The following is a 12,697-nucleotide window of genomic DNA, read 5'->3' as shown; positions in this document are numbered from 1 at the left end:
AGCCCACCCCGCCCCCCACCAGCAGCGCAAACACTATGGGAGTCAAACGGCGTGAGCTCTCTGCATCGCTCACTCTGGGGGAGAAGAAGAAATAGCAGGCAAACGCCATCAGCAGGAAGGGCAGCAAGCGCTCCAGAATGGCGGCATCTATGGTCTGCACCGCCAGGGTGCCGATGGCGGCACCGATGAAGGTGCAAATCACCGCAGGCCAGATCATGGCCCACTCCAGCAGCCCCTTGCGGGCATAGAACCAGGTGGCGGAGAAGGAGCCAAAACTGCTCTGCAGCTTGTTGGTGCCCAGTACCAGCGCCGGCGGCATGCCGGTGGCCAGCAGGGCCGGCACGGTCAGGAGGCCGCCGCCGCCGGCGATGGCATCGATAAAACCGGCGACAAGGGCCACCCCGAACAGGGCAAGCAGGGTAAACAGTTCCAATTCCATCCATAGGCCTCACGAGATTGGGTTGCCCGGCACGGGGGCAACCCGGGTTGAACTGACTGAGTGAACACGCCGGACAAGCAGGCGTGAACGCTATCCTAAAGGGCCCGCGTCCATGAGGCTAACGAAACAGTGGCAGTCAATTGATTCCTGATTTTCATCAGTCTGGTTGCTCTCGCCTTGCTTGCCCCTGCCCCACCATCAGGCGGCGCTATCGGCCCGTTCATTCGGAACATTTCCCTTGAGTATCGCCAACGCCTGTTGCAGCAGCACTTCATCCTCACCGGGCGCCCGGCTGACACGACCGGCCATGTAGCGGCGGCTGAACAGATTGAACCAGAGCTGCAACGCCTGCCCTGCCTGCAGCTGACCGGCCACCTCCAGCACGCAGGCCGCCACTTCGGCAGTGCAGAGGTGCTCGTCACAGTTGGCGACCCGCATGCCATAGGTGGAGAGCGCATCCGGCTTGACCGCCAGCACGGGGAAACCATCCAGATAGGGACTCATGTTGAACATCTTGCGCGCTTCGGGCCAGGTGCCGTCCAGCAGGATGAAGAGCGGCTTCTTGCCGGGGGCGAGCATGACCTGTTCGGTCACGCGCGGCGGGTTTTTCTCGCACGCGGGGAACACCACATAGGGCTGCCAGGCGGGATCGGCCAGCAGTGCCAACAACTTAGGATGGGGCTGGGTACGCTTCCAGAGGAAGGCCCAGGTGGTATCAGGCAGGACGTCGGCGATCAGGCGACCCGTGTTGGAGGGTTTCATGGGTTCGCTGTCATACATCAGCAGGCAGAAGCCGGCCTCGGCCTTGAGCTCGGGGCGCCATTCGCAGGCGCACCAGTCGCGGCGCAGCTGGCACGCCTCGCAGCGTGGCACTGTGCCACCACGGGCGAGAAAAGGACGGGTGGAGATGCTCTTGCGCCATACGCGCAGGCGATTGACGGCGTGATCTGGGATTGGCTTCATGGGGGCGCGGCTCTGGCGGTGCACGTTGCGGAAAAAAGGGGGCTGATTGTAACGAGCCGTCCGCCACGCAGCAAGGCCCCCCATCCGGGGCAAGCCGGGGTGCAACGCCTCTCTATACTTGGTCGTCAACCCATGCTCGCACGCATGGGACACAGGAGGACGACGATGGCAGAACAAGACATAGCCCGCGAGCACGCCCTGGCCGAAGGCACTACCTTCACCTGGCACGAGCTCTATCTCCCCGACGCCGAGGCCGGGATCCGTTTCTACACTGAGGTGCTCGGCTGGGAGAGCCAGAGCATGGCGATGGAAGGCGGCAACTACCCCATGCTGGTTGCCAATGGCAGGCCAATCGCCGGGGTACAGACCACCCGGGGCAATCCCGAGATGGCCGGCGTACCGCCCCACTGGGCGACCTATATCGCAGTGGATGACGTGGATGCAAGGGTGACCAGGGTCAATCAGCACGGCGGCACCCTGGTGGTGCCCGCCATGAATATCCCGGGGGTCGGGCGCATGGCCCTGATTGCGGATCCACAGGGGGCGCACATCTGGCTGTTCACCCCGGCATCCATGTGACATCGCCAATCGCAACAACGACAGAGGGGCCCGCGGGCCCCTCTGTCGTGTTCGGCAAACCGTCAGGCGGGCTTGCGCAGGATCTGCTCGAGGTAGTGAGCAAAGCGGTGACCGTGATGCTCCAGCAGTTTCGGGAACATGGAGATGGAGGTCATGCCGGGGAAGGTATTGATCTCGTTCAGCAGGATCTCGCCCTCTTCGGTCAGGAAGAAGTCGATGCGCGACAGGTGGGTCAGTTTCAGCTGACGGAACGCCTTGAGGGCATACTCGTGGATCGCATCGGCCTGCGCCTGGGTCAGGCCTTCGGCCTTGAGGCTGGTCGCCGTGTGGCTGGCGCTGCTGTACTTCTCTTCATAGGTGTAGAACTTGTCGGTCGGCACGCAGATCTCGCCAGGATAGGTGGCAATCAGCTCGTCACCGTACTGGTAGACAGCCACTTCCAGCTCGCGGGGCTTGACCGCTTTTTCGATCAACACCTGCTCGGAGTAACCGAAGGCATCCTTGATGCCCTGCGCCAGCTCGGCTTCGTTGCTGGCGGAGTAGCAGCCCACGGAGGAGCCCTGGGAGGCGGCCTTGATGAAGACCTTGCCCCACTTGACCAGGGCGGCTTTTGCCTCGGTCAGGGCGGCGTCGTTCTGTTCGGTCAGGAACAGATAGGGGGTGTTGGGAATGCCGATGGCGGAGAGCCACAGCTTGGTGCTGATCTTGTTGAAGCAGATCTTGCTCGCCTCGGCATCGCAACCGAGATAAGGCAGGCCCGCCAGCTCAAGGAAGGATTGCAGATCGCCGGTCTCACCCGGATAGCCGTGGATGCAGGGCACCACGTAGTCCACCGGACGGGCCACGCTGTCAAACGAGAGCAGCTTGTCCAGCCCCAGCTTGCACTCGCGGCCGTCGGCAGAGAGCCAGCGGTCGGCGAACATCTCGACCCGGGTCACCTCGACGCCGGGCACCAAACCGAGTTGTTGCTCAAGGAAATTGGCGCTGCGCAGAGAGACTTCGTGTTCTGAGCCACCGCCGCCGCACAGCAGCAAGACATGCATGTTCTTCATTAGATGTGATCCCTTGGGAAAAGCGGCCTCGTCATGACCATTTGATAATCCAACCGTACTGAAAAACCGGACGAAGCCAAGTGCGGGCCAGTGTAGCAAGGGAAATAAAGCCTTGTCAGCCGATGGGAGCCCCATCCGCCGACAACAGCCTGAAAAATTTCCGCCTGTGTCAGAAATTGGGTGAAAAGAGCTCAGCGTGGCGGATCCAGGCGTCCCACGCCGTTGCCATTGATCCGAAACCAGCCGGCGATGCTGTAACGCTCCCGATTGGCGGGCAGCACCTCGTGGGGAAACTCCTCCGACAGGAACAATACCAGCCGCCCCCCCTTGGGAGAGACATCCATCAGCAACTGCTCGTCGTTGTCGTAGACCCTGAGCACGCCGCCCGCCTCCGGTTGCCAGTCGTTGTTGAGATAGAAGACAGAGGTGAGGCGGCGGTTGGAGCGACCGGCGAAGGCATCGCGGTGGGTGGCATAGAAGTCCCCGCTGCGATAGCGGGCAAAGTGGGCCTCGTAATCGAACAGCCCCAGCATCAGCAGGCGGTTGGCGGCGAGGCGCAGGGATTCCATGCGGGCCAGATAGGCTGCCACAGGCGCGCCAAGATCGGGCTCCAGCCAATGGATCTGATCACGGCGAATGTCGGGGTTGCCCTGATGTAGCGCGGCGCGTCCGATCCCGGCCGGTTGCCACTCCCCTGGCAGGCAGGCTTTCAGCTCATCCACCTCGGCGGCGCTTAAAAAATCATCCACTATCACCCATCCCCGGGTGTAAATGGCATCCATGACGGCTTGATAGTCCAAGAGTGACTCACAATAAGTGGAGAGAGGGCGCTTTTTAGCGACTTCCCGGCCTGGGCACAAACCAGATTGCTTCTCCTGAGAAGTCCCACCATCAATACGCTATCCCGCCACAGAAGGCGCCCTTTATCGTACCGGCCTGCTCACCCTGTGATCCGGCGCCACAAAAGGATGGCGACATGCCGCGTGCGAGCCATGGCGCAAACAGGGCACGTGCCTCTTGCCCCAGACGCCCTGGCCCGTTAACGTGCATGACAACCGCCCTGAATGGGCCCCATCCTTCCAGGAGTTCACCATGTCTTTGCCCGACCTCACCCTGCAACACCTCGATGGCTCCGAACTCTCGCTCACCACCCTGCAAGGCCAGGTCATTCTGGTGGTCAACGTGGCCAGCCGCTGTGGTTTTACCCCCCAATACACGGGGCTGGAGGCACTCTACCAACAGCTGGGACCCAAAGGGCTGGTGATCTTGGGCTTCCCCTGCGATCAGTTCGGCCATCAGGAGCCGGGGGATGCGGACGAAATCGCCCGCTTCTGCTCGCTGGATTACCCGGTGAGCTTCCCCATCATGGCCAAGTGCGAGGTCAACGGCGAGCACGCCCACCCCTTCTATCGCTGGCTGAAGCAGCAAAAACCCGGGCTGCTGGGGCTGGAAAACGTCAAATGGAACTTCACCAAGTTTCTCATCAACCGCGAGGGTGAGGTGGTGGATCGCTTCTCCCCCCAGACCAAGCCAGAGAGCCTGCTGGACGAGATAAACGCACTGCTCTGAACCTCGCTACGGGACCAGACTCACACCGCGGCCCGGGCAAGTGACACGGCTGCTGCGTGCAGGCCGCACATCTGCTATATTACGCCCCCATTATCTTTTCTATGTTGTAGCTGGCTGCCAAGGTGGCCCGCTGCATCTTATGTTGTGGCAGAGCAGGCGTCAGCGCATGTCTGTCACTCGTTGAGCCCAAGGCTCACCTCAGGAGTCTCTCTCGAACATGTCATTTAACGAACTGGGTCTGTCACCGCACATTCTGCGGGCCGTCAAGGAATTGGGTTACGAACAGCCAACCCCCATCCAGCAGCAAGCCATTCCGGCCGTGCTGGCAGGTCAGGATGTGCTGGGCGGCGCCCAGACAGGCACAGGCAAAACGGCCGGTTTCACCCTGCCCATGTTGCACCGTCTGCTGGCCAACCATGGCCGTGGTGGCCGTCGTCAGGTACGCGCCCTGGTGCTGACCCCGACCCGTGAACTGGCCGCCCAGGTGGGCGAAAGCATCATCAAGTACGCCCATCACCTACCGTTTCGCACCCTGATCGCTTACGGCGGCGTCAGCATCAAGCCCAACCTGGACGCCATCAAGCTCGGTGTCGACATCCTGGTCGCAACTCCGGGCCGCCTGCTGGATCTACTGACCCAGCGCGCCCTCACCCTGACCGAGCTGGAAGTGCTGGTGCTGGATGAGGCGGATCGCATGCTGGACATGGGCTTCATCACCGACATTCGCCGCATCATGAAGGCGCTGCCGGAAGAGCGGCAGACCCTGCTGTTCTCTGCCACCTTCTCCAACGAAATCAAGGAGCTGGCCGACGATCTGCTGAAGAGCCCGACCCTGATCGAGGTGAGCCCGAGCAACAGCACGGCCGAACAGGTCAATCAGCGCATCATCAAGGTCGACCGCGAGCGCAAGCGCGAGCTGCTCTCCCACATGATCGGCCGCAATAACTGGCAGCGGGTACTGGTGTTCGTGCGCACCAAGCAGATCGCCGATCGCCTCGCCCACCAGATGGAAAAAGACGGCCTCAATACCGTCGCCATCCACGGTGACAAGAGCCAGGGTGCCCGCAACCGGGCGCTGGCGGATTTTCGGGAAGGCAAGGTACGCGTGCTGGTCGCCACCGACATCGCCGCCCGTGGTCTCGATATCGATCAGCTGCCCCATGTGATCAACTTCGAGCTGCCGCAGGTGGCCGAGGATTATATCCACCGCATCGGCCGTACCGGCCGTGCCGGTCGTGGCGGCGAAGCCATCTCCCTGGTCAGCCAGGATGAACAGGATCAGCTCAAGGCCATCGAGTCCCTGATAGGCCTCAGCATACCGAGCGAGATCCTGGCCGGCTACGAGCCGAGCGGCAAACCGACTCGCCAGACCCTGCCGGGCAGCAAGCCGGTACAAAACCCGCCGCGGGATCGCGGCCATGCCAACGCCAAACACAATACCAAGGCGCCCGCCAAGGGCAAAGGCAAGCCGGGAGCCGGCAAGCCCAAAGCCGATGGTAGCAAGCAACCGGCGCCGGCGCGCCAGAAGGATCGCGGTGGCGTGGACGCAGGGCTCACCCCGATGCGCCGCCTGCCCCGGGCCCAGCGCAACAGCTATCAGGACAACTCCAACGAGGAGTAAGGCCAGCCGTGAGCTGCCCGCACTGAAAAACAAAAAACCGCCTTTCGGCGGTTTTTTTATTGGCGGGATAGATCACACCTTTTCGACACCCGCAAGCGCCATATGCAGCAGTGGATAGGGTTTGCCCTGGCCATCCAGCGGCGAGCGCCCTGTCACGACGAAGCCCATGCGCTGATAGAAGCCAAGCGCCTGCCCATTCTGCTCATTGACGTCCACCTTGGTCGCCCCTTGCTTGGTGATGGCATGGGCCACCAGCTGGCGGCCAACACCGCAGCCTCTTGCCTCGGGTGCGATAAACAACATCTCGATATTGCCATCGAGCACGCCGCAAAAACCGACGATGCCAGCGGCCTCATCCCTAGCACAGACCAGATCGACGGCGGCGAAATAGTGCTCAAGGATCAGCGGCTTGAGGGCATCGATCTCCGCCTCTGGCAGAAAATGATGAGTGGCACGCACCGAGGCTTCCCAGATGCTGATCAGGGTCGGGTGATCCCGCGTCTTTGCTTGTTCAATCTTCATGACATGACTCTGTTGTGTGGCGCGAATCGCCTTACCGGAGAGGCTCAGCTGTGCCTTTGGCATCCGTTTGCTTGATGACGAATCCCTTCTCGATGCCGGCCTTGAAACCCAGCTTTTCATACAGGCGGTGGGCCGCCTCGCGCCCTTCCCCCGACAACAACATCACCTTGTAGCAACCCTGCTGCCAGGCGAGTGCCAGCGCCTGCTCGAGCACTTGCTGGCTCAACCCCTGGCGCCGAAACCGGGCCGCCGTGATCACGTGCTCTATGATGCCAAAGGGCCGACCACCGTTGGTGAGCGTGGGGATCACCCCCAGCTGGCAGGTGGCGGCAAGCTGACCCTCCACCTCGGCGACGATAAGCCGCACATGGGATTGGGCCAGCAAGGCGGCAAGAGTCGCCTCGGCTTCAACCAGCGGCGGATCATGGGGCCTCAGCTCCCGATAAAGGGCCAGCAAACCTGCTACGTCTTGTTCATTGCACGCTCTGATCACCACCATGACAGTCCTCCTGATCTGATTACCGGCGCGACTTCACCCACGAATCCTAAGCGGGCCTTGGCGCAAACATGATGATGGCCATGCCGAGCAGGGCCACCAGCGAACCCACCAGATCCCACAGCGTGGGCCTGATACCGTCCACCAGCCAGAGCCAGAGGATGGCCACGAAGATATAGACGCCACCATAGGCGGCATAGACACGGCCGGCGGCGGTCGGATGCAGTGACAACAGCCAGGCAAACAGCACCAGACTCAGGCCCGCGGGCAGCAGCAACCAGATGCTCCGGCCCTGTGTCAGCCAGAGATAGGGCAGATAACAGCCGACGATTTCGGCCACCGCCGTGATCAGAAACAGTCCGATCGTTTTGATTTCCACCATGATGCGCCTCTATCATCCCCCGTTAAACAGGCTGAATGTTAAAGCAAATCATCGCGTTATGTAAGCGCAGCAGGAGGGAGTTGAATGGCGGGAGGACCAGGCTTCCCCTGCGGGCGTGGGGGAAGCCTGGGTGGCATCAGCGGGTCTTGACCGCCTGCAACAGGACTGACACGTCCGGCCCGAACTGGCGGGTGCGAATGGCCTCGCGGATGTCGCTTTCGCTGTAGCAGCTGGCCGGATAGACCAGCACGCAGGACATATCGCCGGGCTTGAGGAAGTGGGTCTCGCCAAAATGGGTATAACGGGTAGCCCCTATGCTGATGAGCGCATGGGACGGGTAGCCAGCCTGGGCCAGCAGCCCCTGGATATGCTCCGCCGGGCCCTCGTCCTGCTGATGGTTGAACTTGTCGATGGCCCAGTCCAGCAGCTGTCGATGAAAATAGCTGTAATCGACAGCGGCGCTGTCTACCCCGTAAGCGTGCAGCTCGCCGTCACGCTCCAGATAGCAGGCGATGCGATAGTCATCGAGCTCGCAGCCGGCTGCGAAATGGGAAATTGGCAGCAGATTGGCCGCCAGCCCCTTGCTCTCTTCCCCCCAGTTCTTCTTCTCGCTGATCTTCTTGGCATTGGGACGACGGATGGAGCAGTCGTTGTAGGCCCCAAAGGCGCTGGGATGGATGGCCACCACCTGGGTGCCTGCGTATTCCAGCTCGCACCAGAGCGCCACTTCCGGCTCGATCTGCACCTTCTCGTCACCGCTGACCGCCGCCTCGGGCAGGAAGATGGCCTTCTCGCTCAGGGGGAAGACGCCGAGCTGACCCGGGTGACCCGGCACATAGAAGGGGAACAGCGCCTTGGGGGCGCTGGTGTCACGCACCACCACCGCCACGAAATCCGAGGCTTCTCCCGCCTGCTCCAAATGACCGGCGAAGTTGCCCGCCACCCCGAGTCCGATAAATTTGCTCTCTGCTGTCACTTGCATCTGATCACCTGCATCTTGCCAAAGCGGGGGCAGCCGACCCACCAAACGGGATCCGCTACCACGAAAGTGGCAAGGATTAAACCACAGGGCCCCGCCTCCGCCCAGCCCTGGCGCCCTATCCTGTGCGCCAGCCCGAACTTTTCGGCATCCGTCATCGCGTCTATGGGCAGAGGCTCACGGCCAGTTGACCGCCCCTTGCTTCACACGGACCAGGGTCATGGATCAACAATTAATGAGCCCTGCTGATCAACTTTTGATACAGGGAGAGAGTTCACAGGGAGTAGCGTACGGCGAGAAACAGATCGTTTCCACAGTCTGCTCGGCTGACGCTTGGGCCTGCCGGTCAACTTTGCTAGGCTGCCTGCCATGCAAATCCGCACACTCAAGGATGCCAGCCAATGTCATCACAGCACTTTCAGGGCCGCTTCGAGGTCGAGTTCAAGTACCGGCTGAGCGATGTCGATGCCTTCACCTCCGCTCTCGCCGCCCTCAACCCCGAGGTGATGCTGGAAGACAACCAGGAACAGGACAGTTACTTCGACACGCCAGAACATAGCCTGGCCGCAGAGGACAAGAGCCTGGTGATCCGCACCATGCAGCCTTCCGGCATCCAGCTCTGGATAGTGAAGGGACCCGAAGCCGATCGCTGCGAGGCCGTCAACATCACGGACGCCGACAAGGCGGCCAGCATGTTGCGCACCCTGGGCTACCGGCAGGTACTGGCCATCAGCAAGCGGCGCAGCATCTACTTTGTCGGCCCCTTCCATGTCACCCGGGATCATCTCGAGGGGATCGGCGATTTTGCCGAGCTGGCCATCATGACCGACGATGAAGATCGGTTGGAGGAATACAGAACCGAGTTGGAGCATCTGGCGATAAAGCTGGGCTTGAAGCAGCGAGAATATCGATCATATAAAAAATTATGTGAATTTAATCAATAAGTTAAACATTTATCTCTGGTATAAAAACCACGCTTTTATCTAAAAATCAAAAAACAACTAATTAAACAAAGGAATGTATTTTGAAGCCCTATCTCAGTGCCCTTTTCTCCTTGCTTGCTGTCGGCTGCAGCTCGACCTATCAACAAGCCGATGTACAAACGATGACCAATAAACTTGATGCCAGTCAGGGGGTGCTCATTTCGCAACCCCAAGATGGGTCATATGAAACTACGCAGTATCAGAATTCGGGACAAATGACAGCCCAGGCAATCTATGCGGCATTTTCCAAGAAGGCTCACAGAGTCGAGATCACGACCCGTTGTCATGGAGATCCTTGCCTGAACAACATTGAACCGACTCAGTTCAGATATTATGTGAAACCCGTCATTCTACATTGGGAGGAACGGGCAACAGAATGGTCTGGAAAACCGGATGTAATTGAAATTCAGGTAGTTATCTACGACACCCTGAGCAAAAAGAGCATAGCCAACAGCTCATTCAAGGGAAAAAGCAAATGGGCTACATTTGGTGGCGATCATCCACAAGATCTACTGCCTGAACCGACCGAAAAATACGTGAATGCTCTCTACTGACCATTTCAACCACCGGAACAAAACCATGATCGACAAACTCGCCTGGCTGACCTTCCAGGATCGCCAACTGCTCTGCGCCCGCTCCCACGGCAAGGCCATCTACTACATTCCCGGCGGCAAACGCGAGACGGGAGAGAGCGATGAAGCGGCACTGGTGCGGGAAATCGAAGAGGAGCTGAGCGTCACCCTGCAAGTCAACACCTTGCGCCTTGCCTGTGAATTCAGCGCCCAGGCCGATGGCAAGCCTGAAGGCGTGCAGGTCCGCTTGCGCTGTTACACCGGCGAGGCCAGCGGTACGCCTGTTGCCTCGGCCGAGATCGCCGAGCTGCGCTGGCTGGATAGCCGCCATCTGGCCGAGATCTCCCCCGTCTCCCGCCTGCTGTTTGCCTGGCTGGCAGAGCAGAATCTCATCCGCTGAGGCACAGCGCAGACCGTCAAGCGTGATCCGGCGCAACCAACGGGGGCCTTCGGCTTGAAATCGGCGTCAGAAACGGCGAGGCTAACCAGTCATGCGGCAAAACACGGATACCTTATCTCTGTTTGCCGCACAACGGCGCATGCCGCTGTCGTGACCACGTTTGACAAGGATGCTACAATCAAAGGCACACGATGAAGTCGAGATACATACCTCATGATTCAGGAACAAGAATCCTCTATAAAATCAACAGCATACTCATACATCCGCCTAAGCTCTAAGCAACAGATACTAGGTGACGGCCAGCGGCGACAGATGGAAGCTGCTATTGAATACTGTCAGAAGAACAACCTAACTCTCTCATCGAAATCCTTCCGCGATCTTGGTGTCTCCGCCTACAAGGAGGTAGACCGCCCTTCCCTCTCAGACCTTCACCAGTGCATAGCTAACGGATCAATCAAGACTGGTGATGTCATCATTCTTGAGAAGCTTGACCGCCTCAGTCGGCAAGGCATCGCCAAGACTCAAGCCATGCTCCAAGACATCCTTTCCCAGGGTGTGGTGGTAGTGTCTCTCATGGACGGTCTTAAACTCGACAAGAACTCCCTAAATGACCTTACCCTTGTAATCCGGATCGCGATTGCTGCCGACTTGGCCCACAAAGAGTCAGCGGCTAAATCTGCCCGAATTCAAGAGGTCAAAAATTCAATCAAAGAGAAAATCAAAGCAGGTATTCCTGTTCCATTGATGCTCCCGTTTTGGTTGAAATTTAAAGATGACAAGTTTGTTTTTGATGAACGGGTGTCTGTGTTAAAGACCATTTTAGAGAAGAAGAAACAAGGCGATTCACTCGAAAAAATTGCTGGTTATTTGAACTCATCTAATGTTCCGCCAATAAAGGTCAATGGAGAATGGACCCCAAGCACTCTTAGTGGAGTGATCAAAAGTAAAGTCTTGTTTGGCGCTCATCAGCTTACTGTGATGGTCAACGGCAAGTATCAGCCGACCGAACTAGTCCAGAACTACTATCCAGCAGTGATCAGCTACTCAGAGTACCTTGAACTGAACAGTAAGGCAGTACAACGTCCAGCAGGTGCCAGTGAGACGAACCATATCAGTGGTCTTGTGTATTGTGGTGTTTGCGGTAGTAAGATGGCGAACAAGAGTAGGAACAATAAAAATAATAGAGTGACATACACGTATTGCCGTAAGTCATTAATAAACAAGTGTGAATATACGGGACACCTTCGTGATTTACACAAGCTCGTTATCTCTAACATTCATCACTTAGAACTGAAGCAAGTCAGCAAGCAGGATAATGGCGAGGATAGAATTAGGATTGAGCTGGATCAAGTTGAAAAACGGGTAACTGATTTAACCTCTCAACTGTCAATCACTACGAGTCCATTAGTAACAACCGCTATACTGACCGCTCTATCGCATCAGGAGCAACAGAAGAATGATCTGATGGCAGAGCTTAAGTCCATCGTCACAATTGCTCCTGATGCGATACAGACGCTTCTATCATTCGTTGATGACCCAAAGAAGTTTAATATTGAGTTGAAGAAGATTATAAAACGGATAGAAGTTAAGCCTTATGGTGAGCATCATTTGATAAAAGTTGAAAGGTACGACAATCACTTTATAAAATGGAAGACAGGTGGATTTGGAAAGAATACCGTGGATAGTGAGAAATCACTTAAACTGGTTCAAGAATTGTTAGTTGAAGATGAATAGAAACGAAAAAGGGACTCGCCAAGCACGGTAAGTCCCTTTTATTATTTATTGCTTCGTTGAAGTAGATCAATGGTTGTATTAAGTCGTTCGATACTGATGTTGAGAGTATTAAGAGTTTCCATCATCTTACTATTAAGCTCATCTTGCCGTTTACTATCGCTTTCAAGAACATTAACACGTCCATCAATCTTAATCTGATTCTTATCCAACCCCTGTATTAGACCATAATGATTAGATTGAAATCGATTAAGTTTTTCGATGTCTGCTGTATTAGTTCCGACTTGATTCCAAATCAAAACACAAGCGACAATACCAGCACCTATAAGAGTCCCAGTCTTTACCCAACCACCAATATTACTTCCTTGTTCCAAAACCTCTTTTATTTTGTCATTCATTATATTCCCCT

The 12,697-nt window shown here is 57.5% G+C and carries 16 protein-coding genes; 7 read left to right on the top strand and 9 right to left on the bottom strand.

Annotated elements, in window-relative coordinates; all coding sequences use genetic code 11:
* Together BN1128_RS10280 and BN1128_RS10275 are read right to left on the bottom strand one after the other, a co-directional pair.
* A partial coding sequence (locus BN1128_RS10280) for a TSUP family transporter (RefSeq protein ID WP_042868345.1) occupies positions 1-439 on the bottom strand: 439 nt, incomplete at its 3' end.
* 198 nt (positions 440-637) lie between these two features.
* On the bottom strand, positions 638-1,402 hold the full coding sequence (locus BN1128_RS10275) for a tRNA-uridine aminocarboxypropyltransferase (RefSeq protein ID WP_042868346.1): 765 nt from the start codon (positions 1,400-1,402) through the stop codon (positions 638-640).
* 165 nt (positions 1,403-1,567) lie between these two features.
* Here BN1128_RS10275 and BN1128_RS10270 point away from each other — a divergent pair, with 165 nt between their 5' ends.
* Positions 1,568-1,981: a VOC family protein gene (locus tag BN1128_RS10270; protein ID WP_042868343.1), complete on the top strand. Its 414-nt coding sequence runs from the start codon at positions 1,568-1,570 to the stop codon at positions 1,979-1,981.
* A 62-nt stretch (positions 1,982-2,043) separates the two neighbouring features.
* Here BN1128_RS10270 and BN1128_RS10265 read toward each other — a convergent pair whose 3' ends face one another.
* On the bottom strand, positions 2,044-3,033 hold the full coding sequence (locus BN1128_RS10265; protein WP_042868341.1) for a D-alanine--D-alanine ligase: 990 nt from the start codon (positions 3,031-3,033) through the stop codon (positions 2,044-2,046).
* A gap of 191 nt (positions 3,034-3,224) precedes the next feature.
* Entirely contained in the window at positions 3,225-3,833 is a 609-nt protein-coding gene (locus BN1128_RS10260; protein ID WP_042868338.1) for a 2OG-Fe(II) oxygenase, read from the bottom strand.
* Positions 3,834-4,125: 292 nt separating this feature from the next.
* On the opposite strand from BN1128_RS10260, the gene BN1128_RS10255 reads away from it, so the two are divergent.
* Both BN1128_RS10255 and BN1128_RS10250 read left to right on the top strand, forming a co-directional pair.
* Complete coding sequence (locus tag BN1128_RS10255) at positions 4,126-4,602, top strand: glutathione peroxidase (RefSeq protein ID WP_042868336.1); 477 nt, start codon at positions 4,126-4,128, stop codon at positions 4,600-4,602.
* A 217-nt stretch (positions 4,603-4,819) separates the two neighbouring features.
* Complete coding sequence (locus BN1128_RS10250; protein WP_042868333.1) at positions 4,820-6,223, top strand: DEAD/DEAH box helicase; 1,404 nt, start codon at positions 4,820-4,822, stop codon at positions 6,221-6,223.
* A gap of 72 nt (positions 6,224-6,295) precedes the next feature.
* On the opposite strand, the gene BN1128_RS10245 is transcribed toward BN1128_RS10250, so the two are convergent.
* The 4 genes from BN1128_RS10245 to BN1128_RS10230 all read right to left on the bottom strand — a co-directional run bounded on the left by BN1128_RS10245 (position 6,296) and on the right by BN1128_RS10230 (position 8,605).
* Positions 6,296-6,745, bottom strand: coding sequence for an acetyltransferase (locus tag BN1128_RS10245; protein WP_042868330.1), 450 nt, complete (start codon positions 6,743-6,745; stop codon positions 6,296-6,298).
* 31 nt (positions 6,746-6,776) lie between these two features.
* Entirely contained in the window at positions 6,777-7,244 is a 468-nt protein-coding gene (locus BN1128_RS10240) for a GNAT family N-acetyltransferase (RefSeq protein WP_042868329.1), read from the bottom strand.
* 46 nt (positions 7,245-7,290) lie between these two features.
* Positions 7,291-7,623: a YnfA family protein gene (locus BN1128_RS10235; protein WP_042868328.1), complete on the bottom strand. Its 333-nt coding sequence runs from the start codon at positions 7,621-7,623 to the stop codon at positions 7,291-7,293.
* A 136-nt stretch (positions 7,624-7,759) separates the two neighbouring features.
* On the bottom strand, positions 7,760-8,605 hold the full coding sequence (locus BN1128_RS10230; RefSeq protein WP_042868327.1) for a DUF5718 family protein: 846 nt from the start codon (positions 8,603-8,605) through the stop codon (positions 7,760-7,762).
* A 398-nt stretch (positions 8,606-9,003) separates the two neighbouring features.
* On the opposite strand from BN1128_RS10230, the gene cyaB reads away from it, so the two are divergent.
* The 4 genes from cyaB to BN1128_RS10210 all read left to right on the top strand — a co-directional run bounded on the left by cyaB (position 9,004) and on the right by BN1128_RS10210 (position 12,291).
* Complete coding sequence (cyaB, locus tag BN1128_RS10225; protein WP_042868326.1) at positions 9,004-9,546, top strand: class IV adenylate cyclase; 543 nt, start codon at positions 9,004-9,006, stop codon at positions 9,544-9,546.
* Positions 9,547-9,626: 80 nt separating this feature from the next.
* Positions 9,627-10,139 (top strand): DUF4823 domain-containing protein, encoded by a 513-nt coding sequence (locus BN1128_RS10220; protein WP_042868324.1) that lies wholly within the window; start codon positions 9,627-9,629, stop codon positions 10,137-10,139.
* 25 nt (positions 10,140-10,164) lie between these two features.
* Positions 10,165-10,557, top strand: coding sequence for an NUDIX hydrolase (locus BN1128_RS10215; protein ID WP_167335804.1), 393 nt, complete (start codon positions 10,165-10,167; stop codon positions 10,555-10,557).
* A gap of 213 nt (positions 10,558-10,770) precedes the next feature.
* Positions 10,771-12,291, top strand: coding sequence for a recombinase family protein (locus BN1128_RS10210; RefSeq protein ID WP_042868320.1), 1,521 nt, complete (start codon positions 10,771-10,773; stop codon positions 12,289-12,291).
* A gap of 41 nt (positions 12,292-12,332) precedes the next feature.
* Here BN1128_RS10210 and BN1128_RS10205 read toward each other — a convergent pair.
* The coding region (locus tag BN1128_RS10205; RefSeq protein ID WP_042868315.1) for a hypothetical protein at positions 12,333-12,697 on the bottom strand (365 nt) is incomplete at its 5' end.

It is taken from the genome of Aeromonas piscicola, from assembly GCF_000820005.1.
Classification (GTDB): Bacteria; Pseudomonadota; Gammaproteobacteria; order Enterobacterales; family Aeromonadaceae; genus Aeromonas; species Aeromonas piscicola.
Note: the sequence above shows the minus strand (reverse complement) of the source record. Positions and strands in the feature narration are given on the sequence as shown.

Coding starts and splice junctions, on each gene's coding strand:
- BN1128_RS10240 (WP_042868329.1), bottom strand. CDS start 7,244: ATGGTGGTGATCAGAGCGTGCAATGAACAAGACGTAGCAGGTTTGCTG.
- BN1128_RS10250 (WP_042868333.1), top strand. CDS start 4,820: ATGTCATTTAACGAACTGGGTCTGTCACCGCACATTCTGCGGGCCGTC.
- BN1128_RS10265 (WP_042868341.1), bottom strand. CDS start 3,033: ATGAAGAACATGCATGTCTTGCTGCTGTGCGGCGGCGGTGGCTCAGAA.
- BN1128_RS10215 (WP_167335804.1), top strand. CDS start 10,165: ATGATCGACAAACTCGCCTGGCTGACCTTCCAGGATCGCCAACTGCTC.
- BN1128_RS10230 (WP_042868327.1), bottom strand. CDS start 8,605: ATGCAAGTGACAGCAGAGAGCAAATTTATCGGACTCGGGGTGGCGGGC.
- BN1128_RS10255 (WP_042868336.1), top strand. CDS start 4,126: ATGTCTTTGCCCGACCTCACCCTGCAACACCTCGATGGCTCCGAACTC.
- BN1128_RS10235 (WP_042868328.1), bottom strand. CDS start 7,623: ATGGTGGAAATCAAAACGATCGGACTGTTTCTGATCACGGCGGTGGCC.
- cyaB (WP_042868326.1), top strand. CDS start 9,004: ATGTCATCACAGCACTTTCAGGGCCGCTTCGAGGTCGAGTTCAAGTAC.
- BN1128_RS10245 (WP_042868330.1), bottom strand. CDS start 6,745: ATGAAGATTGAACAAGCAAAGACGCGGGATCACCCGACCCTGATCAGC.
- BN1128_RS10210 (WP_042868320.1), top strand. CDS start 10,771: ATGATTCAGGAACAAGAATCCTCTATAAAATCAACAGCATACTCATAC.
- BN1128_RS10270 (WP_042868343.1), top strand. CDS start 1,568: ATGGCAGAACAAGACATAGCCCGCGAGCACGCCCTGGCCGAAGGCACT.
- BN1128_RS10275 (WP_042868346.1), bottom strand. CDS start 1,402: ATGAAGCCAATCCCAGATCACGCCGTCAATCGCCTGCGCGTATGGCGC.